Source organism: Spirillospora sp. NPDC052269 (genome assembly GCF_040679435.1).
Taxonomy (GTDB): domain Bacteria; phylum Actinomycetota; class Actinomycetes; order Streptosporangiales; family Streptosporangiaceae; genus Spirillospora.
In genome coordinates, this window is record NZ_JBFAUU010000016.1 from 153858 (window position 1) to 174058 (window position 20201).

Sequence of the window (20201 nt, forward strand, 5' to 3'; positions counted from 1 at the left end):
GAGGACGCAATGCCGCACCCGAAGCTCGACCTCACCGGACGCACGGCCGTCGTCACCGGCGGCGTGCGAGGCGTCGGACTCGGCATCACCCGCGCGTTCCTCGCCGCGGGCGCGGACGTCGTCGCCGTCGCCCGCCACGAGCCGGACGAACTCCCCGAGGTGGACGGCCGGCGTGCCCGCTTCGCCGCCCTGGACGTCCGCGACCCCGACGCCGCCCAGGCGTTCGCAGGCGGCCTCGACCGCGTCGACGTGCTGGTCAACAACGCGGGCGGCACCCCGTTCCAGCCCGTCGCGGACGGCGACGTGCGCCGCCACATCAAGATCATCGAGTTGAACCTGATCTCCGCCCTGGTCATGTCCCGGGCCGTCCACCCCCGCATGGCCGAGGGCGGATCGATCATCATGATCGGCAGCGTCAGCGGCGTCCGCCCCTCGCCCGGCACCGCCGCCTACGGCGCCGCCAAGGCGGGCCTGGCCAGCCTGGCGACCAGCCTCGCCGTCGAATGGGCCCCGGAGATCAGGGTCAACACCGTCACCCTCGGGATGGTCCGCACCGAGAGCTCCCACCTGCACTACGGCGGCGAGGACGGCGTCGCCGCCGTCGCCGGGACCGTCCCGCTCGGCCGCCTCGCCGATCCCGCCGACGTCGGCGCGGCCTGCGTCTTCCTCGCCTCGCCGCTCGCGGGCTACGTCAGCGGCTCGTCCCTGCTGCTGCACGGCGGGGGAGAGCGTCCCGCCTTCCTGGACGCCGCCACCGTGAACCGCACCTGAAGGAGTCTCGATGATCTGCAAGGACCGCGTCGTCATCGTCACCGGCGCCGGGCGCGGACTCGGCCGCGCCCACGCCCTGGAGTTCGCCCGGCAGGGCGCGAAGGTCGTCGTCAACGACCTCGGCGTGGCCCGCGACGGCACCGGCGACGCCGCCTCCGGCCCCGCCCGCGACGTGGTGACCGAGATCGAGAAGCTCGGCGGACAGGCCGTCGCCAGCCCCCACGACATCGCCACCGAGGACGGCGCGAAGGCCCTGGTCGCCCTCGCCGTCGACACCTTCGGCGGCCTGGACGTCCTGGTCAACAACGCCGGCTTCCTCCGCGACCGGATGCTGGTCAACCTCTCCGAGGACGAGTGGGACGCCGTCGTCCGCGTCCACCTCAAGGGCCACTTCCTGCCGCTGAAGCACGCGGGCCTGCACTGGCGCGCGCAGAGCAAGGCGGGGAACCCCGTCGACGCCCGCGTGATCAACACCTCGTCCGGCGCGGGCCTGCTCGGCAGCGTCGGCCAGGGCAACTACTCGGCCGCCAAGGCGGGCATCGTCGGCCTCACCCTCGTCGCGTCCGCCGAACTCGCCCGCTACGGCGTGACCGTCAACGCCATCGCCCCCGCCGCCCGCACCCGCATGACCGAAGAGGTCTTCGCCCAGACCATGGCCCGACCCGCCGAAGGCGAGTTCGACGCCATGGCCCCCGACAACGTGTCACCCCTGGTCGTCTGGCTGGGCTCCACCGAGTCCCGCGCCGTCACCGGCCGCGTCTTCGAAACCGAAGGCGGCCGCATCTGCGTCATGGACGCCTTCCGCCACGGCCCGTCCATCGACAAGCGCTCCCGCTGGAACCCCTCCGAAATCGGCGAAGCCGTCACCGTCCTCCTGGCCCAAGCCCCCACCCCCGAACCCGTCTACGGCGCCTCCTAGCTGATCAGGACGGGCGGTAGTAGGCGAGGTAGCGGCCGACCTGGGTGACGTAGTCGTGGTATTTGGCCGGTGGGCCCTTGGCGGCGACGACGCGTTTGGAGGACGTGCGGTAGGTGGCGGCGAGGTTCAGGGACGGATCGCCCGGGACGTTCGCGAGGTCCTTTCCCCAGTAGCAGAGGAACCTGCCCACAGCGGGGATGGACAGGTTCGGGGTGATGGCGGACGGGCGCGGCTCGGGGTTGTTCAGGCCGCCCGGCTGCCAGGCGGTCAGCACGTGCGGTGTCCATCGGGCGATGCCGTACTCGTCCTTCACCGGGTCGGCCAGCTTCGCGTTGAAGTCGCTCTCGACCTTGAGCATCGCCGCGATGAGCGCCGGGCTGAGCCCCCTCAGCCGGCACCACGTCCCCGCCCGGACGATCAGGCTGCGGTACTGCGCCGGAATGCCCCGGTCGGTGCGCAGCCACCGGCCGCCCGGATCGTCCGGCCCCGAGACGTTCCCGCTGGTGTGCTGCGCCAGCCCGAGCTCGCCCCCGCCGCCCACCGCCAGAAGCGTCCCGGTTCCGCCGGCCACGGCCACCGCGAGCGCGGCGGCGGCCAGCAGGATCCGGCGGCGTCGGCGCCGCCCGAAGCGGCGGGTGCGGGACTCCGGCAGCGGATCGGTCTCGATCTTGCTGGTCGTCCGGGACAGCGCCTCCTCGAAGCCCACGGCGGACGGCCAGCGCTCGTCCCGGTCGGAGGCCAGGGCGCGCAGGACCACCGCGTCCACCGACGGCGGGACGCCCGGACGCAGCGAGCCGGGCGGCGGCGGGTCCAGGCGCGGCGGCTCGCCCGTCAGCAGGTGGTAGGTCAGCGCGCCGAGGCCGAAGACGTCGGCGCGGTGGTCCGGAGCGCCGTCGATCACGGCCTGCTCGGGCGCCATGTAGCCGGGCGACCCGGCGGGCAGGGTGAGGCTGGACAGCCGGTCCCCGGTCCGGGCGATGCCGAGATCGGAGATCATCACCCGCTCGTCCCGGCCCGGTCCGGAGTGCAGCAGGACGTTGGAGGGTTTGACGTCCCGGTGCACGATGCCCGCCGCGTGCAGGTCGCCCAGGGCGTGGGCGACCTCGCGGGCGAGCCGCAGGGCCTCGCCGACGGGCAGCGGCCCGGCCGCGAGCCGGTCCTCGACCGTGCCCCGGTCGGCGTAGGTCATCACGAAGTAGGGGCGGCCGTCGTCCAGCGTGCCGATATCGAACACCTGGACGAGCCGGTGCGAGTCCACCCGGCGCAGCAGCCGCGCCTCCTGGACGAACCGCTCCCGGACGTCGTCCCGGTCGGCCCAGTGCTCGGCCAGGACCTTGATCGCCACCGGCGAGTTCAGCTCCGCGTCGTGGCCGAGGTGGACCATGGCGAACGCGCCGGAACCGAGGAGCCGGTCGATCCGGTACCGACCGGCCGACGGAGGGGTCTCCATGACTCCTCATCATGAGCGATTCCCCCGCGCCATGGCAGGGCCTCGGCGATGACGGCGGATTTCGGGCTTATGTCCCCGTCCGGAATGCGGCGGCCCGCGTGGACGTTGCACCTGCTCGGGCCGGAAAATGATTCGCCGTCGGGGGTCGGGACGGTTACGGTGCCCCCGGTCCGTATTCTTGCTGTTCGATTATGAGGACGACGCCTGTGAGTTCGCCGCTCGCCGATTTGCGCGCGCGCCTGCCCGAGCTGATGCCGCGCGATCGGCAGAGGCTCCGCCGCCGGATCGAGGGCACGGCCAAGATGCGGGACGCCGACCGGCGCGACCGCCTGGCCACCGAGATCGCCGCCGAGGTCGAGGCCGCCGCCCGCCGGGTCGAGCGCCGTCGTGCCGTCGTGCCGGCGGTCACCTACCCCGCCGAGCTGCCGGTCTCGCAGAAGAAGGACGACATCGCGGCCGCGATCCGCGACCACCAGGTCGTGATCGTCGCGGGTGAGACCGGGTCCGGCAAGACCACCCAGCTCCCCAAGATCTGCCTGGAGCTCGGCCGGGGCGTGCTCGGCTCGATCGGCCACACCCAGCCGCGCCGGCTCGCCGCCCGCACGGTCGCCGACCGCATCGCCGAGGAGCTCGGCACCGAGCTGGGCCAGGCCGTCGGGTACAAGATCCGGTTCACCGACCGGTCGAGCGACGACACGCTGGTCAAGCTGATGACCGACGGCATCCTGCTCGCCGAGATCCAGACCGACCGGCTGCTCCGCCAGTACGACACGCTGATCATCGACGAGGCGCACGAGCGCAGCCTCAACATCGACTTCCTGCTCGGGTACCTCCGGGAGATCCTGCCGAAGCGGCCCGATCTCAAGGTGATCATCACCTCGGCGACCATCGACCCCGAGCGGTTCTCCCGGCACTTCGACGACGCCCCGATCGTGGAGGTGTCCGGCCGGACCTACCCCGTCGAGGTCCGCTACCGGCCGGTCGCCGACCCCGAGGACCCGTCCGCCGATCCGGACCGCGACCAGGTCCAGGCGATCGTGGACGCCGTGGACGAGCTGGAGCGCGAGGCCCCCGGCGACGTGCTGGTGTTCCTGTCCGGCGAGCGCGAGATCCGCGACACCGCCGACGCGCTCACCAAGCATCTGGCGAACAAGCGCGGCCATCACGAGGTGCTGCCGCTGTACGCGCGGCTGTCGTCGGCCGAGCAGCACCGGGTGTTCCAGTCCCATCGCGGACGGCGGATCGTCCTCGCGACGAACGTGGCCGAGACGTCCCTGACCGTCCCCGGCATCAAGTACGTCGTGGACCCGGGCAACGCCCGCATCTCCCGCTACAGCCACCGGCTGAAGGTGCAGCGCCTCCCGATCGAGCCGGTGTCGCAGGCGTCGGCGAACCAGCGCAAGGGCCGCTGCGGACGAGTGTCGGAGGGCATCTGCATCCGGCTGTACTCCGAGGAGGACTTCGAGTCCCGCCCCGAGTTCACCGACCCGGAGATCCTCCGCACCAACCTGGCCTCGGTCATCCTGCAGATGACCGCGCTCGGCCTCGGCGACATCGCCGCGTTCCCGTTCGTGGAGCCGCCGGACCGCCGCAACGTCAAGGCCGGCGTCGACCTGCTGCACGAGCTCGGCGCGATCGACCCGGACGAGAAGGACCCGAAGAAGCGCCTCACCGTCCTCGGCCGCCGCCTCGCCCAGCTGCCCGTGGACCCGCGCCTCGGCCGGATGGTCCTGGAGGCCGACAAGAACGGCTGCGTCCGCGAGGTGCTGATCATCGCCGCGGCCCTGTCGATCCAGGACCCGCGCGAGCGTCCCGCCGAGCACCAGCAGGCCGCCGACGAGAAGCACCGCCGGTTCGCCGACCCGACGTCGGACTTCCTGGCCTACCTGAACCTCTGGAACCACCTGCGCGAGCAGCAGAGGGAGCTGTCGGGCAGCGCGTTCCGCCGCACCTGCAAGAACGACTTCCTGCACTTCCTGCGCATCCGCGAGTGGCAGGACCTGCACACCCAGCTCAAGCAGGTCGCCAAGACCCTCGGCGTCACCATGAACACCACCGACGCCGCCCCCGAGCGCATCCACGTCTCCCTCCTGGCCGGTCTCCTCTCCCACATCGGGCTGCAGGACATCGACAAGAAGGACGAGGGCGGTCCGCGCCGCCGCGGCCAGCAGGAGTACCTCGGCGCCCGGAACGCCAAGTTCGCGATCTTCCCCGGGTCGTCGCTGTTCAAGAAGCCGCCGCGCTGGGTCATGTCGGCCGAGCTGGTCGAGACGTCCCGGCTGTGGGCGCGGGTCAACGCCAGGATCGAGCCCGAGTGGATCGAGCCGCTCGCCGGGCACCTGGTCAAACGGCAGTACAGCGAGCCGCACTGGTCGAAGAAGCAGGCGGCCGTCATGGCGTACGAGAAGGTCACCCTGTACGGGGTGCCGATCGTCGCGCAGCGGAACGTCAACTACGGGCGCATCGACCCCGAGCTGTCACGCGAGCTGTTCATCCGGCACGCGCTGGTCGAGGGCGACTGGGAGACCCACCACAAGTTCTTCCACGAGAACCGCGCCCTGCTCGAGGAGGTCGAGGAGCTGGAGCACCGCGCCCGCCGCCGCGACATCCTCGTGGACGACGAGACGCTGTTCGACTTCTACGACGAGCGCGTCCCCGAGGACGTCGTGTCCGGGCGCCACTTCGACACCTGGTGGAAGAAGGCCCGCCACACCGAGCCCGACCGTCTCGGCTTCGAGAAGTCGATGCTCATCAACAAGACCGCCGACCAGGTCACCGAGGCGGACTACCCCGACCACTGGCAGCAGGGCCCGCTGCGGCTGAGGCTGACCTACCAGTTCGAACCCGGCACCGACGCCGACGGCGTGACCGTCCACGTGCCGGTGCAGATCCTGAACCAGGTCAAGTCGGACGGCTTCGACTGGCAGGTCCCGGGGCTGCGCCGCGAGCTGGTGACCGAGCTGATCCGTTCGCTGCCCAAGCAGCTGCGGGTCAACTTCGTCCCGGCGCCCGACTTCGCCCGGCGCGTCCTGGAGCGGGTCTCGCCGCGCACCGAGCCGCTGCTGGACGCCCTGGAGCGCGAGCTGACGCAGCTGACGTCCGTCCCGGTCGCCCACGAGGCGTGGGACCTGTCGCGCCTGCCCGCCCACCTGCGCATGACGTTCCGCGTCGTGGACGAGCGCAGGCGCACCATCGAGGAGTCCACCGACCTCGACGCGCTCAAGCGGAAGCTCGCCGTCAAGGTGCGCGGCACGCTGTCCAAGGCCGCGTCCAAGGAGGGCATTGAAAAGGACGGCCTGACGTCCTGGACACTCGGCGAACTGCCCCGCACCTACGAGCGCAAGCAGGCCGGGTACGAGGTCAAGGCGTTCCCCGCGCTCACCGACGAGGGCGAGAGCACGGCCGTCCGGATGTACGAGACCGAGGCCGAGCAGCGCCGCGCCATGTGGAACGGCACACGCCGGATGATCCTGCTGAACGTGCAGTCCCCGGCCAAACAGATCCAGGGACGCCTCGGCAACCAGGCCAAGCTCGCGCTCAGCCACAACCCGCACGGTTCGGTGCCCAAGCTGTTCGACGACTGCGTCTCCGCGGCCGTCGACAAGCTCATGGCCGACGCCGGGGGACCGGCCTGGGACGAGGCGGGCTACACGCGCCTCTACGACCTCGTCCGGGCCGACCTGTACGACACGACCGCCGCGATCGTGGGCCAGGTCGAACGCATCCTCGCCGCCACGCACCAGCTCGACCGGGGCATGCGCGGCAGCACCAGCCTCACGCTCGTCCACGCGCTCACCGAGATCCGCGACCGCCTCGCGGCGCTGGTCGGGCCGGGCTTCGTGACGGCGACGGGTGCGCAGCGCCTGCCGGACCTGCTCCGCTACGTCCGGGCCATGCAGGTGCGGGTGGACAAGCTGCCGGAGAACCCCGGACGCGACCGCATGCTCGCCAACCAGGTGCAGGTGCTCCAGCAGGAGTACGACAACCTGCTGCGACGCCTTCCGCCCGGCCGCCGCGAGGACGACGCCGTCACGCAGATCGGCTGGATGCTGGAGGAGTACCGGGTGAGCCTGTTCGCGCAGCAGCTCGGCACCCGCTTCCCGGTGTCCGACAAGCGCATCCGCAAGGCCATGGCCCAGATCCAGCCGTAGGCGCGCACGACACGAAGGCGGCGGTGGCCCGAGGCCACCGCCGCCTTCCTTCGTCGTGGAATCAGGACGTGATGTCGCGCCGCCGGAAGGCCCACAGACCGGCCCCGACGAGGACCGCCGCGATCGCCAGCATCACCAGCAGGGGGGTGACCGACCAGGTCGTGCCCGGCAGCTTCGGCGTGTGCGCGAACGGCGAGATGTCCATGACCCACCGCGGCAGCTTCAGCAGCGGCCCCATCTCGCCGAGCAGCAGGAACACCACCAGCACGGCCCAGCCGAGCGCGGCGAGCCGGGGCAGCAGCCCGTATCCGAGGACGACCACGCCGACCACGACCCACGCCGCCGGGATCTGCACCAGGGACGCGCCGACGAGCCGTCCGAACTGCGCGCCGTCGCCGCTCTGCACCGCGTAGACCGCGCCGCCGACCACACCGGTGATCAGCAGCAGGAGCACTCCGCCCAGCAACGCGATCAGCACCGGCCCGGCGGCCCAGCGCCACCGGCTCACCCCGGTCGCGAGCACCGGCTCGGTGCGCTGGCCGGTCTCCTCGCCCCGCAGCCGTCCGACCGCCTGCACGCCGAACGCGGCCGCGAAGATCGAGGCGAACACCATGTCGGTCGCGAGGAAGGCGTCGGTGATGCCCTTCTCCCCGCCGAGCTTGGTGATGAGGTCGTGCGCCTGCTGGCTGCTGGCCATGTTCCCCACATTGGACGCGATGCCGCCGAGCACCGCGCCCAGCACCAGGAACGCGATGGCCCAGCCGAGCAGCGACCCGCGCTGGAGCCGCCACCACAGCGAGATCGCGCCGCGCAGCCGCGGGGCCGCGGTGACCGGGCCCTCCCGGTCGGGCAGGAGGCCCGCGCCCAGGTCGCGCCGGGACACCAGCGAGTACGCCGCGACCGTCATGACCGCGGCGAACGCGACCATGATCAGGAGCACCCACCAGCGGTTCCCCGCGTATGGGCGGAACTGCTGGCCCCAGCCGATCGGGGACAGCCAGGACAGCCAGCGCGGGCCGCCGCTGCCGGACGCGTCGCCCAGCGCCCGGATCAGGTAGAACGCGCCGAGCGCCGCGAACGAGTAGCCGGTCGCGGTGCGCGCGTGCGTGGTGAGCTGCGCGATGACGGCCGCGATCGCGCCGAACGTCACCCCGACGCCGCCCCACGCCACTCCGGCGGCGGCCGAGCCCGAGGCGGGCAGCCCGGCGATGGTGAGGCCGAGCGCGCACAGCACGGCGACCGCCAGGTTCGCCGACAGCACGACCGTCAGCGCCGAGGTCAGCGGCGCGCGGCGGCCGACCGCGGTCGCGCCGACCAGCTCCAGCCGCCCGCTCTCCTCGTCGGCCCGGGTGTGCCGGACGACCAGCATGATCGACATCGCGGCGGCCGCGATCGCGCACAGCACGTTGAGCTTGAGCATCGACACCGCGCCGAGGGAGGTCGGGTCGTAGACCCGCCCGTACAGCGCGACCAGCGCCGGGGTGTCGTTGGTGTTGGACGCCAGTTCCGCCCGGGACGCGAGGTCGGGGTAGAGGCCCTTGGTGGACGCCGCCGTCGACGCCGCCATGATGACGATCACGTAGAGCCAGACCGGCATCATGATCCGGTCGCGGCGGAGCGCGAGCCGGGTCAGCGCGCCGGTGCCGGCGAGCGCGGTCATCGCGATCCCGCCTTCGCGTCGTTCCCGCCGGACGACCCGCCGGACACGGCCTTCCCGTTCCCGTTCAGGTCGTCCTGGTAGTGGCGGAGGAACAGCTCCTCGAGCGTCGGCGGCTGGCTGGTCAGCCCGCGCACGCCGATCTCGGTGAGCCGGCGCAGCAGGCCGTCCAGCTGCGCGGTCTCGACCTCGCACTTGAAGATGCCGTCCTTGAAGTCGGGGTCGTGGACCCCGGGCAGGTCGGCCAGGCCGTGCGGGGGGCCGGCGAGCTCGGCGCGGATCGAGGTGCGGGTGAGGTGCCGCAGCTCGCTCAGCGTCCCGGTCTCGACCGTGCGGCCCTTGCGGATGATGGTGACCCGGTCGCAGAGCGACTCGACCTCGCTGAGGATGTGGCTCGACAGCAGGACGGTGCGTCCGCTGCCGCGCTCGGCGCGGATGTACTCCTGGAAGACCTCCTCCATCAGCGGGTCGAGGCCGGAGGTCGGCTCGTCCAGGATCAGCAGTTCGGCGTCCGAGGCGAGCGCCGCGACGAGCGCGACCTTCTGCCGGTTGCCCTTGGAGTAGGCGCGGCCCTTCTTCTTCGGGTCGAGCTCGAACCGTTCGAGCAGCTCGTCGCGCCGCCGCGGGTCGAGGCCGCCGCGGAGCCGTCCGAGCAGGTCGATCACCTCCCCTCCGGAGAGGTTCGGCCACAGGGTGACGTCGCCCGGGACGTAGGCCAGCCTGCGGTGCAGCGTGGTCGCGTCGCGCCACGGGTCGCCGCCGAGCAGTCGGGAGGTCCCGGCGTCGGCGCGCAGCAGGCCGAGCAGGACGCGGATGGTGGTGGACTTCCCGGCGCCGTTCGGGCCGAGGAAGCCGTGGACCTCGCCGGGGCGCACGGTCAGGTCGAGCCCGTCGAGGGCGCGCGTCCGGCCGAAGGTCTTCACCAGGCCGGAGACGGAAATGACCTCGTTCATGATTCACAATCTACACGAGATTCACGATTTCGTGAACATAATGAATACGCTAAACTGGCGTGTCGTAGCCCCGGTCGCCACCGACCGGATGGGTGTTCGAGTGGGGGAGTTGATGCCGGGTGGCCGACGAGCAGGCGCCGGACGGGACGCGTTCCGGACGTGACGAGGAGGCCGTGCTCCGCTTCGTGGAGCGGTTCGCGTCGTCTCTCGCCGATACCGGGTGGCCACGCATGGCCGCACGCGTCTTCGTCGCGCTGCTGGCCACCGACAGTGGTGCGCTCACCGCTGCCGAGTTGAGCGACGAGCTGCGGATCAGCCCGGCGGCGGTGTCCGGCGCGGTGCGCTACCTGACCCAGATCGACCTGGTCTCCCGCGAGCGCGATCCCGGCACCCGCCGCGACCTTTACCGGGTGGAGAACGACGCGTGGCAGGGAGCCCTCAGCAGCCGCGACGCCGCCCTCAGCAAGTGGGCGGCGGGCCTGCTGGAGGGGGCCGACCTGCTGGGCCCGCGCACCCCGGCCGGAGTGCGCCTCACCGAGTCCGCGGAGTTCTTCGAGTTCATCCGCCGCGAGTTCGACACCGTCATGGAGCGCTGGATCGCACACCGTGAGGACCTGCGGACCGCCGCAGAGCCGACACCGGACAAGGCGGACGCTCGGCCTTCGGGCGCCTGACGTCCGAAGGCGTCCGGACATCGCCCGCTGATTCAGTGGCGAATGCTCACTTGGTGAGCATTCGCCGTCATCAGAAGCTGACAAAGCGGTTCTGTCCGGTGGTGAGGTCACGAACGCGTCACCATCGGTGATCGTTCGAGGGTGGTGGTCCCCACACGTCCCGCCAGTCCCCTGCGGACACCCTCCGAAGTGCGTAAAGTTCATCTCATGCCTAACAGTGACGAGCGCGACAACTCGGGTGTTCCGGAGCGGGGGACCTCCGGCGACGCCGTGGCCCGGACCGCCGAGGGCGGCGAGGTCGCCAGGCTGGGAGACCCCGTCACGGTCTGGCCGTGCGCCAACTGCGGACGTCCCGTCCCGCAGCCGGTCGGCGCCGCTCGCGCCATCCGCTACTGCCCGGACAACGAGGGCGCCTGCATCCGCGAGGCGCGCGAGCGCCGCGAGCGCGTCCGGGACGCCCCCGGACTCACCGGCCAGGTCGCGGCCACCTGGGAGATGGTCGAGCGTCTCGAGCAGGCCGCCGACGCGCTGGCCGGATCGCTGAGCGCCGAGCTGAGCGTCGCCGGCGTGGAACGCCGCATCGCCGAGGTGCGCGCCGAGGCCGCGCGCGAACTGTCCGTCGCGCAGAGCGAGCGGGACGCCTCGCAGCGCCGCGCCGACGACGCCCGGAACGAGTCCGACCACGCGCGGCAGCGCGCCGACGCCGCCGACAAGGACGCCACCCGGGCCCGCGACGAGGCCAAGAAGGCCACCGCCAAGCGGGACGCCGCCCAGAAGGCGTGGGAGGAGGCGCACGAGATCGCCCAGCAGGCGGTCACCGCCAAGCTCGCCGCCGAGAGCGAGCGCGACCGGATCGCCGCCCGCGAGACCGAGCTGCTCGCCGCGCTCGAGAGCACCCGCGCCGACCTGGTCGCCCAGCACGCCAAGGTCGCCGAGGCCGAGGGCGCCGCCGAGAAGCAGCGCGTCGAGGCCGCCGTCGCCAAGCAGGGCGCCGAGGACCTGCGCAACTCCATGCGCGACACCGAGGCGCAGCGCCAGCGCGCGATGCAGTCCGCGAGCAAGGCCGAGGCCGAGCGCACCGCCGCGCAGCGCGCGCAGTCGGAGGCCGAGGCCGAGACCGTCCGCGCCAAGGCCCTCGCCGAGGACGCGGTGAAGGAGCGCGACGCGGTGCGCGAGCAGGCGAGCCAGGCTCTCGCCGAACGCGACGACCTGCTCGGCAAGCTGAACGAGCACTCGCTGCAGGTCCGGCAGCTGTCGCAGTCGGTCGCCGAGCAGCAGGCCGCGCTCTCCGCGCTCGCCGAGGAACGCGACGCCGCGCGCGCCGAGGCCGACCGGGCGCGCCGCCAGATAGACCAGTTCACGCACAACACGCTGTCGTCGAACCTGCCCGCCGGCCGCCCGCCCGCGGGCCCCTCGCCGAACGCGACGGGCGCCCCTGTCATGCCGGACGCGCCGGCCTACCCGGAGAGCATGCCTCCCGTCCCTCCGGCGAACGGCGGCGGCATCTACCCGCCCGGCGAGCCGTCCAACGGCTACCCGCCGGCCGACCAGAACAGCGGCGGCTACCCGCCGCCGCCCGAGCCCAACGGCGGCTACCCGCAGGCGGACGCCGTGCCCATGGCGGCCCCGGTGCCCGGCCCGGTCGGCATCCCGTCCTCCATCACCGGCGGCACGCCCTACGTGGGCAGCGCGGGCGTGACCGGCAACGGCAACGGGCTGAACGGCCACCGCCGCGGCCCTGACGACCGCGAGGACCCGCTCTTCCACAAGCCGTGATCCGCACCGCCCATCGCGGGCGGACGAAAACGAAGACCGGTGCCGGGTGTGAACACCCGGCACCGGTCGTTTCCGTTACAGATAGCGGACGATCAGGACGAGCACCAGCACCGTGCACGCCACGATCCAGATGGCGTGCCCGCGTTCCCTGCTGGCGGCGACGCGCAGGTTGGTCACCCGCCGCCTGCTCTGCCTGACGTCGAACATGGCGCGCCGAGCGCGCTCCCAGGTCATCCCCATGTAGACGGCGAGTCCCGCCACGGCGAGGATGAGGACTGCGTTTCCGGTCATCGGGCCCGACCTCCGTTGGCCACAGATGCTCAGATTCAACGCGATTGTCCCCGCCCCGAACCGTGCCGCGCGACACATTTCCGAAATCGATCCGTCGGGCGGGCATCGTGTCCGACTCCGGATCATGGGTCTCGCCAGGGAGAATTCCCCCCGTTCCGGGAGGTGCTATCCGCGGAAGCGCTCGGGATCGACCTCGATCCAGATCTGCTCGGCCCGGCCGATGAGCCGGCCGTCCGCGCCGTAGACCGCGCTGCCCGCGAACATCTTGCGGCCCTCCCGGCGCCGCGCGAAGCCCACCGCCACGCACGGCTCGCCCTCCTCGGGCAGCTCGTGCACGTGCGCGGTCATGGTGCCGAGGACGGCGGGGCGGCTGCCCGCCGGGTCGAACGCCCAGCCGCCGGGGCAGTCGAGCGCGGCCCACACGAGCGCGGACGTCGGGGCGTCCCACGGCGTCCAGGGGCAGGCGACCGTGCCGTCGACCCCGTCCACCGGGCCGGGCGCGAGGCGCATGCCGTCACCGGGCGCGCGGTCGGGCCCGCACACGAAGCAGCCGGGGAACGGGTGGTCGCCGCCCGCGTTGAACTTCTCGGCGGCCCGGGCCGCGACGTCCGGCGCGACCGCCGGGACGGGGTCGGAGGAGAAGACGTCCGCGCGGGCCTCGGCGACCAGGCGGTCTCCGTCCCGGAGCGTCACGTGGCCGCGGGCGCCGTCCTCGTCGGCCACGCGCAGCGGGGTCTCCAGCGGCGGCGGCAGGCGCAGCGCGACCCGCACCGCCTCGGGCGCGGCCGCGGGGGCGACCTCGGCGGCCAGGAGTCCGGCGACATAGCCGCCGTTGCCCGAATTGTCCGGACCGTGGAACCGAGCCTCCACCAGCATGTGGGAACCCCCGCGCGCGAGATCGAATGGAATGGTCGAATCCTAGCGAGGGTTACCAAAGACTAAGAATTCGGTCAAAACACCTAGAAGGCTCAGATCGCGCGGGACGGCTGCGGACGTCCCGGACGGGTCGAGAAGAACACCGAAAGCGACCCGTTGAGCCGCGCGCGCACCGTCTCCTCGTCCACGGGACCGCCCTCGGGGACCGGACGGCGCTCCAGCGCACGCTCTATCAGCAGTTCGATGTTGCGGTCGGCGACCATGACCGAGCAGGTGTCGCAGGCGAACCACGGGTACAGCATGTTCAGCACCGCGACGGCGGTGTCGTCGTCGGACAGGTCGGTGGTGTCGAGCTCGACCTCGAACATGTCGGTGGCCTCGGGGTCGAGCGTGGGGTAGTAGAGCCAGCTGGGGTCCGGGGCGGCGCAGAAATCGCAGGTCGGATCGGCGTCGGCGGGTGTTCCGACGGCCAGTTCGAGCGCGTGGTCCCAGGGCTCCACGCGGCGGTTGTGGCGGTAGCCCACGGTGTCGAGCGCGCCCTCGCGGTTGTGGGTGACGTCGTGCACCTCCCCACCGCACCGGGCGCACATGAAGCCGATCTCCTCCATGCCTTCCCCCTGATCGCTGAGGCACCGATCTCACAGTATCCGGAAGCGGGCCGCCCGCGTACCTGCCCCACACGATTCGATCTTGCCCGGATTCGGCCCTGTTGCCCAGGGGCCCGCGGGCCGTCCGATACCGTGGGTCTCCGGTGCTGCCCGCGCCCCGGCGATCCCGGCAGGGCCCCGTTTCCGCACGCAGCCCACGCGCCGCGCCCCGTCTCGTGCCCCTCAGCCCCCACCTCGTGGCCGATCGCGCCCGTCCACGCGCCGCGGAGCACGAACTCCGGAGGTAGCCCGTGCCCCTCGTCCCCGTCGCCCGCGACGCCGTCCTGAACGCCGACAAGATCGAACTCGTCCGCTCCGGCCGGACGCTGCTCGACCGGGTCTCGATGACCGTCCTGACCGGCGAGCACTGGGCGCTGATCGGCCCGAACGGCGCGGGCAAGAGCACTCTGCTCGGCATCCTCGGCGCCTACACCCACCCCACGCGCGGCACCGCCGAGATCCTCGGCCACCGCCTCGGCCGGGTGAACGTGCACGACCTAAGGGCGCGTATAGGGCAGGTCAACCCCAGGCATCCCCTGGAGTCGGCGCGGACCGTCCGGGAGATCGTTCTCACCGGCGCGACCGGCACCATCGAACTCGTCCCGCGCTGGACCCCTTCAGAGGCCGAGCTGACCCGCGCGGACGAGCTGATCGCGCTCATGGGCCTCACGCCCCGCGCCGACGCCCGCTGGCCGAACCTGTCCCAGGGCGAACGCGGCCGCACGCTGATCGCCCGCGCGCTGATGCCGGACCCGCCGCTGCTCCTGCTCGACGAGCCCGCCACCGGCCTCGACCTCGCCGCCCGCGAACGCCTGCTCACCGCGATCGACGTCCTGCGCGAGAACCGCCCGGACCTCACGACCGTGCTGGTCACGCACCACCTGGAGGAACTGCCGGCCTCCACCAGCCACGCGATGCTGCTGCGCGAGGGCACGGTGCTGGCGTCCGGCCCGGCCGACGAGGTGCTCACGACCGAGCTGGTCAGCGCCTGCTTCGACCATCCCGTCACGATCACCCGCGCGAACGGGCGCTGGGCGGCCACCGCGGGTCGCTGAAACAGGTCGGCGGCCGGCGAAACGGGCCGGGCGCGGCGAAGCAGGTCAGGCGTCCGCGCGGACGCGGTGCTCCCCGAGCCGGGCGAGCACCGCCTGGTTCGCCTCCCAGCCGTCCGGGAACTTCACCGGGACGCCCAGCCGCACCGGCTCCGCCGACGGATGCGCGTCCAGCAGCTCCGGGATGCCCGCGCGCGCGACGACCAGGCACGCGTGCCGGTGCCGGGACGCCAGCACGCACAGCCGCCCCGACTCCAGGTGGAACGCGGTCGCGTCCCGCCGTCCGGACAGCGGGTGCAGCACCACCGTCACGTCGTACTCGCGGCCCTGCAACCGGTTGGCGGTGTCGACGGTGATGCCGTCGGCGTACGGGCCGAGCGCGAGGCGGATCGCGGCGACCTGGTCGCGGTGCGCCGCGCCGACCGCGATCCGGTCCGCCCCGACCGGGGCCTCACCGCGCTCGGAGTGCGCCACCGGGCCGCGCTGCAGCATCCGGACGGCCAGCGCCGCCGTCGCCTGGACGGCCTCGGAGTCCGTGCGCAGCGTGTGCCGCGCGGGCAGCTCGTACAGCGCCCATCCGGACGCCGCGGCCTCCTCGACGGCGCGGTCGTAGGACGTGCCCATCCCGCCCGCGCCCAGCTCGAGCCGCCGGTCCTGCGGGCCGGTGCCCGACCGGAACCCGGTGAACGGGTAGAACGCCTGCGACACCACCGGCGCCGCCGACGCCGGAAGCCGCCACGACACCGGCAGCCGGTGCACCGGAAGCTCCGGATTGTGCGCGAGCAGGACGGACACGGCGCTGCGCATCGGATCCCAGGACAGGCCCGCCCAGCGCTCGACCTCGACCGTGGAGAACGGGTCGAGCTGGCCCGGATCGCCCACGAACAGCGCCCGCTCGAACCGGCCCGCGATGCGCAGCAGCATGTCCGAGCGCATCTGGTACGCCTCGTCCACGATCGCCCACGGCCACGACCCGTCGGTCAGCGTCGCCCACTTGGCGGCCGTCGCGATCACGATCGTCCGGTCGGCGATGTCGTCGGCCTTCAGCGCGACCCGCACCGCCGCGTGCGCCGTCACACGCTCGGACGCCACGTACCCCGCCGCCGACAACCGCCCGATCGTCAGGTCCGGGTGCTCCTCGGCGATCCGATCGATCAGGTCGTCCACCTGCTCGTTCGTCTGCGCCACGATCATCAGCCGCTCGCCCGCGCGGGCCAGGTGCGCGGCGGCCCGCACGACCAGCGTCGACTTGCCCGCGCCGGGCGGCGAGTCCACCACGACGCCGCGATGGTCCTTCGCCAGATCGGCCAGGACGGCCTCGACGACCCGGTTCGCCTCCACCGCCGGGCTGGTCACCGCGGCGCTCATGACCACACCTCCGTCGCGTCCTCGTCGGCCGGCTCGTACTCGGCGGGCGGCCCGCCGTGCGTCCACGGGGTGTCCTCGCGTTCGGGGAACTTCGACGCGCCCCACGAGTCGGCCGTCCGGGACGTGAACACGACCCGCTGCCCCGGCTCGGGCACCACGCCCGGCTCCGGAGTCTGCTTGCGCCCCATCCCACCGGTCAGCTCGAGCAGGACGTCCTGACCGTCGATCTCCACGACCCTGCCCTTGAGCCCCGGACGGGCGGCGTTCACGACCGTCGCGCCCTCGTCGAGCCGGACCGGGTCCTCGGTGCGGATCCGCACGTACGGACGCAGCTTCGGCCGCTTGCCCGACTCGTCCAGCCGGGTCGGCTCGGACTCGGTGACCATGCCGCCGAACGCCTGGCCCGCGAGCCGCTGCTCGGCCATCACCAGCGGATCGTCGAACGCGCGCTGCGCCTCGTAGGACTCCTGCGAACGCTCCAGATCGTGCAGGCGGCGCGCCGCGCGGACCGCGTCGTCCAGCTTCGCCTGCGGCGGACTCTCCGCGAACTCGCGGTGGAAGTAGGTGAAGGAGTCGCGGTCCCGCTCCCAGCGCTTCGGCACGCTCGCGCCCTCGGGCAGGGCGCGCAGCAGGTCCAGCGCGCGCCAGGCCAGGTCCCAGGTCGGGATGAGCTGCGAGGCGACGGCCGCCCGGATCCGCTCCTCGGCGCGCGGCTCCCCGCCGCTCTCGTCGAACGCCGCGATCGCCGGGGCGAGCACCTCGTTGTCGAACGTCGGGTCGGTCGCCGGACCGGCGGGCGGGCTCACCACCGGATCCTCGGCGCGCGCGGCGGCGGACGGCCCGTCCATGCCCTCGGGCGGATCGATCCAGCCCATCAGCGCGGCGAGGTTGCCGTCCTCCAGCGAGCTCTGCCCGGTCGCCCAGTGCAGCCGCAGCGTCTCGGTCAGCGTCAGCAGCACCGACGACCCCGGACGGTCGTTCCGGTCGGCGAACCAGGTCAGCCAGCGGCCCAGCATCGGGACGGCCGGATCGACGGCCCACGGGCCCTCGGTGCTCCGGAACCGTGTGGACCGCCCCAGCAGCCGCAGGAACCCCACGCTGCCCCGGTTCGGCACGATGATCTGCGGCGCGCGCTCGTACCGGAACCGCTCCTCGCCGTCCTTGGACGGCTCGAGCGTCTCGGTCGCGCCGCGCTCCGCCTCGACGTGCTCGACGACGGCCTTCGCCAGCTCCGCCGCGTACCCGAACCGCAGGTCCCGGTTGCGCGGCTGCGGGACGACCAGCAGCGTCGGAGCGTTCCGGTCGGTGCCGAGCATCGTCGCCAGCGGCGCCGCCGCCTCACCCGCCAGCTTCAGCGGGATCATCACCAGCGGCGTCTCGCTGAGGTGGCAGTGCCGGACGGTCGCGACCGGCTGCGCCCGCCCGGACGCGATGGCCTCCAGCTGGGCGAGGGCGGTGAGCGTGCTCACGCCGTCCGCTCCAGAACGCCGGCGCCGTGCGCCGGGACGCCGACCAGCGGCGCCGCGGCGTCACGCGCCGGGACGGCCGGAGCCGGAGCCGCCGCGAGCGCCTCATGGCGCAGCCGGGCGGCGACGCGCAGCTGCTCGGCCGTCTCGGCCATGTCCTCCGACGGCTCCCGGACGCCCCGCGCGAGGTCGAGCGCCGTCACGACGCTGTCCACACCGCCGAGTTCATCCCGGACGGACCGTCCGAGCGTCCCCGTGGCCCCACAGGCACGTGCCTCGTCCCGGCAGAACAGCGCCATCTCGCAGCTCGACATGCATTCGGGCGCGTACCGGGCCTCCACCGAGCGCACCGCCTCGGGCAGGGCGTCGTCGAGCGCGAACGTCAACCCGTCCGGCATGTCGCGCGCGATGTCCTCGGCGCGGGTGAGCCGCGCGAGCTGCCGCCGCACCACCGCGAGCTGCGGCCGGACGTCCACGGGCGTGGCCGTCGGCCGGTTCGAGAAGTTCTCCGGGCACACCAGGAACACCTCGTGCGACACCCGTTCCGGGTCGTGCCCGAGATCGGCGACCAGCTCGCGCAGCGCCAGCACGTACACCGCCGACTGCCGGGCCGCCGCCGCGACCTGCTCCGGCTCGGCCTGCCCGTCCACGACCGCGAACGACTTGACCTCCACGACGTGGAACCGGCCCCCGAGCTGGAACGCGATCACGTCCGGCTCCAGGTAGGCGCGCTGCCCGGCGATGTCCAGCCGCAGCAGCGGATGGTCGAACATCGTGCCCTCGCCCGACTCCAGGGCGCGCGCCATCAGGTGCCGGGTGCGGGTGTGCCGCACCTCGCGGCTCTCGGTGCCGACCGACTCCAGGTCGTCGTAGGCGACCTCAGGGATGTCCAGCCCGAGCCCGTCGCGCAGCAGCGCCAGCAGCTCGGCGCAGCCGTCCGCCTTCACCTGCGCCTCGAAGGCGTTCCCGCGCGTGATCGCGAACTGCGACTGCCCGAACGGGGCGCCGAACCCCAGATGCCGGGCGACCGCGTCCTTGTCCACCGCGGCGGCGTCCATCACCCCGCGCCGCGCGCAGCCCGGGTTCGCGGTCAGCGCCGCTATCGTCCGGGCGTCGTGGTTGCGGGCGGTCTCGCCGCCGCGCAGGTGGGACAGGTCGGTCGCCGTGTGGTCGTCGTCTCTGCTCATCGCCGTCGCCGGTTCGTCGTGTCGCCCGGGCTCTCGCCCGCGCCTGTGGTCGTGTTGTCGCCGGTGCCCAGGCCCGCGCCGGGGCCGTCGCCGGTGGCCGTCCGGCGGGGGAGGACGCGCAGCCCGCCGCCGAACAGCAGTGACGCGTCGTCCAGCGCGTCCGCCGCGCGCCGCGCCGCCGCCGCGCGGTCCCGCCCGTCGGCGTCGCGGTGCACGGCCAGCTCCGCCCGCGCCGCCTCGGCGACCACGGCCGGCTCCACCGCACCGTCCGTCCCGACGGTACCGCCCGTCGCCCCCGGAATGGTGGCGGCGAACCGCCACAGCAGCCGCTGGACGCCCGCGTCCCGTCCGGTATCGGTGCCTTTCGCGCGTTCCGCCACCCGGATCGCCGCCGTGAGGAAGTCCACCCGGGCGCTGAGCGGACCGACGATGCGCTGCCGCAGCGGCCACGTGCTCACCGTCAGCAACCCGCGCGCGGGGGCCAGCAGGTCGGCGGTCAAGGCCGCGCACAGGTAGTACGGACGCGCATACGGCGCGGACCGGAACGACCGCTCCTCGTCCCGCCGCAGGCTCGTCAGCCGCGTCGCCGGGATCTCTCCCGGAAAGAACGCCCCGTGGACGGCGCCGATCAGCTTCGGCGCGGCGGGCACGCCCAGCAGCGTCAGAGCCTGATGGACCTGCTCCCGCACCGGCACCAGCCCCCGCGCGACTCCACCGACATCTCTGCGTGCTTGAGCGGGTGTGGGGGAGTCCATGACGGGATCACCGCCGAGGACGGCCTCGTCCCACGCCTGCTCGGCCCGGCGCAGTTCGGTGCGCAGGCTCCGCGCGGCCTCCCGGTCGCCGCCGGCCGCCGCGCGGCGGACGGCCGCACGCAGCTCGGCGATGCGCTCCTCCAGCACGTCAGGGGAGGAGCCGGGTGATCCGGACATGCGGGAGAGCGTACCGCGACTTCCAGTAACT

General features: G+C 73.0%; 16 protein-coding genes. 6 read left to right on the forward strand and 10 right to left on the reverse strand.

What is annotated here, in order from left to right:
* The first annotated feature begins 9 nt into the window (after positions 1 to 9).
* Positions 10 to 771, forward strand: a complete 762-nt coding sequence (locus tag AB0L06_RS31345) for an SDR family oxidoreductase (protein ID WP_500234737.1) — start codon at positions 10 to 12, stop codon at positions 769 to 771.
* Positions 772 to 781: 10 nt separating this feature from the next.
* Entirely contained in the window at positions 782 to 1690 is a 909-nt protein-coding gene (locus AB0L06_RS31350) for an SDR family oxidoreductase (RefSeq protein WP_500234738.1), read from the forward strand.
* Positions 1691 to 1694: 4 nt separating this feature from the next.
* Here AB0L06_RS31350 and AB0L06_RS31355 read toward each other — a convergent pair whose 3' ends face one another.
* Positions 1695 to 3140, reverse strand: coding sequence for a serine/threonine-protein kinase (locus AB0L06_RS31355; RefSeq protein ID WP_500234739.1), 1446 nt, complete (start codon positions 3138 to 3140; stop codon positions 1695 to 1697).
* Between the two features lie 191 nt (positions 3141 to 3331).
* Between AB0L06_RS31355 and hrpA the strand changes: the two genes are divergently transcribed.
* Positions 3332 to 7291, forward strand: coding sequence for an ATP-dependent RNA helicase HrpA (gene hrpA, locus AB0L06_RS31360; protein ID WP_500234740.1), 3960 nt, complete (start codon positions 3332 to 3334; stop codon positions 7289 to 7291).
* Between the two features lie 61 nt (positions 7292 to 7352).
* Here the strand turns inward: hrpA and AB0L06_RS31365 are convergent, their stop codons facing one another.
* Entirely contained in the window at positions 7353 to 8951 is a 1599-nt protein-coding gene (locus AB0L06_RS31365) for an ABC transporter permease (RefSeq protein WP_500234741.1), read from the reverse strand.
* Entirely contained in the window at positions 8948 to 9901 is a 954-nt protein-coding gene (locus AB0L06_RS31370; RefSeq protein WP_500234742.1) for an ABC transporter ATP-binding protein, read from the reverse strand. Before AB0L06_RS31370 ends, AB0L06_RS31365 begins: the two co-directional genes overlap by 4 nt.
* Before the next feature lie 119 nt (positions 9902 to 10020).
* Between AB0L06_RS31370 and AB0L06_RS31375 the strand changes: the two genes are divergently transcribed.
* Both AB0L06_RS31375 and AB0L06_RS31380 read left to right on the forward strand, forming a co-directional pair.
* Positions 10021 to 10575 (forward strand): GbsR/MarR family transcriptional regulator, encoded by a 555-nt coding sequence (locus AB0L06_RS31375; protein ID WP_500234743.1) that lies wholly within the window; start codon positions 10021 to 10023, stop codon positions 10573 to 10575.
* Positions 10576 to 10782: 207 nt separating this feature from the next.
* Positions 10783 to 12351, forward strand: coding sequence for a chromosome segregation ATPase (locus AB0L06_RS31380; RefSeq protein WP_500234744.1), 1569 nt, complete (start codon positions 10783 to 10785; stop codon positions 12349 to 12351).
* Between the two features lie 75 nt (positions 12352 to 12426).
* On the opposite strand, the gene AB0L06_RS31385 is transcribed toward AB0L06_RS31380, so the two are convergent.
* The 3 genes from AB0L06_RS31385 to AB0L06_RS31395 form a co-directional block, all read right to left on the reverse strand.
* Positions 12427 to 12642: a hypothetical protein gene (locus tag AB0L06_RS31385; protein WP_500234745.1), complete on the reverse strand. Its 216-nt coding sequence runs from the start codon at positions 12640 to 12642 to the stop codon at positions 12427 to 12429.
* 165 nt (positions 12643 to 12807) lie between these two features.
* Positions 12808 to 13518, reverse strand: coding sequence for a hypothetical protein (locus tag AB0L06_RS31390; protein WP_500234746.1), 711 nt, complete (start codon positions 13516 to 13518; stop codon positions 12808 to 12810).
* A gap of 92 nt (positions 13519 to 13610) precedes the next feature.
* Positions 13611 to 14126 (reverse strand): hypothetical protein, encoded by a 516-nt coding sequence (locus AB0L06_RS31395; protein ID WP_500234747.1) that lies wholly within the window; start codon positions 14124 to 14126, stop codon positions 13611 to 13613.
* Between the two features lie 290 nt (positions 14127 to 14416).
* Between AB0L06_RS31395 and AB0L06_RS31400 the strand changes: the two genes are divergently transcribed.
* Positions 14417 to 15220: an ABC transporter ATP-binding protein gene (locus AB0L06_RS31400; RefSeq protein ID WP_500234748.1), complete on the forward strand. Its 804-nt coding sequence runs from the start codon at positions 14417 to 14419 to the stop codon at positions 15218 to 15220.
* A 45-nt stretch (positions 15221 to 15265) separates the two neighbouring features.
* Here the strand turns inward: AB0L06_RS31400 and AB0L06_RS31405 are convergent, their stop codons facing one another.
* The 4 genes from AB0L06_RS31405 to AB0L06_RS31420 are packed head-to-tail and all read right to left on the reverse strand — an operon-like array spanning position 15266 to position 20170.
* Complete coding sequence (locus AB0L06_RS31405; RefSeq protein WP_500234749.1) at positions 15266 to 16585, reverse strand: AAA domain-containing protein; 1320 nt, start codon at positions 16583 to 16585, stop codon at positions 15266 to 15268.
* Positions 16582 to 18054, reverse strand: coding sequence for a hypothetical protein (locus AB0L06_RS31410; protein ID WP_500234750.1), 1473 nt, complete (start codon positions 18052 to 18054; stop codon positions 16582 to 16584). The genes AB0L06_RS31405 and AB0L06_RS31410 overlap by 4 nt, the downstream gene beginning before the upstream one ends.
* On the reverse strand, positions 18051 to 19238 hold the full coding sequence (locus AB0L06_RS31415; protein WP_500234751.1) for a hypothetical protein: 1188 nt from the start codon (positions 19236 to 19238) through the stop codon (positions 18051 to 18053). Before AB0L06_RS31415 ends, AB0L06_RS31410 begins: the two co-directional genes overlap by 4 nt.
* On the reverse strand, positions 19235 to 20170 hold the full coding sequence (locus AB0L06_RS31420) for a hypothetical protein (protein ID WP_500234752.1): 936 nt from the start codon (positions 20168 to 20170) through the stop codon (positions 19235 to 19237). Before AB0L06_RS31420 ends, AB0L06_RS31415 begins: the two co-directional genes overlap by 4 nt.
* Between the last annotated feature and the right edge of the window lie 31 nt (positions 20171 to 20201).

What these genes read in the sequence shown, in the direction of transcription:
- AB0L06_RS31345 (WP_500234737.1), top strand. Translation starts at nt 10, where the DNA reads ATGCCGCACCCGAAGCTCGACCTCACCGGACGCACGGCCGTCGTCACC.
- AB0L06_RS31350 (WP_500234738.1), top strand. Translation starts at nt 782, where the DNA reads ATGATCTGCAAGGACCGCGTCGTCATCGTCACCGGCGCCGGGCGCGGA.
- AB0L06_RS31355 (WP_500234739.1), bottom strand. Translation starts at nt 3,140, where the DNA reads ATGGAGACCCCTCCGTCGGCCGGTCGGTACCGGATCGACCGGCTCCTC.
- hrpA (WP_500234740.1), top strand. Translation starts at nt 3,332, where the DNA reads ATGAGGACGACGCCTGTGAGTTCGCCGCTCGCCGATTTGCGCGCGCGC.
- AB0L06_RS31365 (WP_500234741.1), bottom strand. Translation starts at nt 8,951, where the DNA reads ATGACCGCGCTCGCCGGCACCGGCGCGCTGACCCGGCTCGCGCTCCGC.
- AB0L06_RS31370 (WP_500234742.1), bottom strand. Translation starts at nt 9,901, where the DNA reads ATGAACGAGGTCATTTCCGTCTCCGGCCTGGTGAAGACCTTCGGCCGG.
- AB0L06_RS31380 (WP_500234744.1), top strand. Translation starts at nt 10,783, where the DNA reads ATGCCTAACAGTGACGAGCGCGACAACTCGGGTGTTCCGGAGCGGGGG.
- AB0L06_RS31385 (WP_500234745.1), bottom strand. Translation starts at nt 12,642, where the DNA reads ATGACCGGAAACGCAGTCCTCATCCTCGCCGTGGCGGGACTCGCCGTC.
- AB0L06_RS31390 (WP_500234746.1), bottom strand. Translation starts at nt 13,518, where the DNA reads ATGCTGGTGGAGGCTCGGTTCCACGGTCCGGACAATTCGGGCAACGGC.
- AB0L06_RS31395 (WP_500234747.1), bottom strand. Translation starts at nt 14,126, where the DNA reads ATGGAGGAGATCGGCTTCATGTGCGCCCGGTGCGGTGGGGAGGTGCAC.
- AB0L06_RS31405 (WP_500234749.1), bottom strand. Translation starts at nt 16,585, where the DNA reads ATGAGCGCCGCGGTGACCAGCCCGGCGGTGGAGGCGAACCGGGTCGTC.
- AB0L06_RS31415 (WP_500234751.1), bottom strand. Translation starts at nt 19,238, where the DNA reads ATGAGCAGAGACGACGACCACACGGCGACCGACCTGTCCCACCTGCGC.
- AB0L06_RS31420 (WP_500234752.1), bottom strand. Translation starts at nt 20,170, where the DNA reads ATGTCCGGATCACCCGGCTCCTCCCCTGACGTGCTGGAGGAGCGCATC.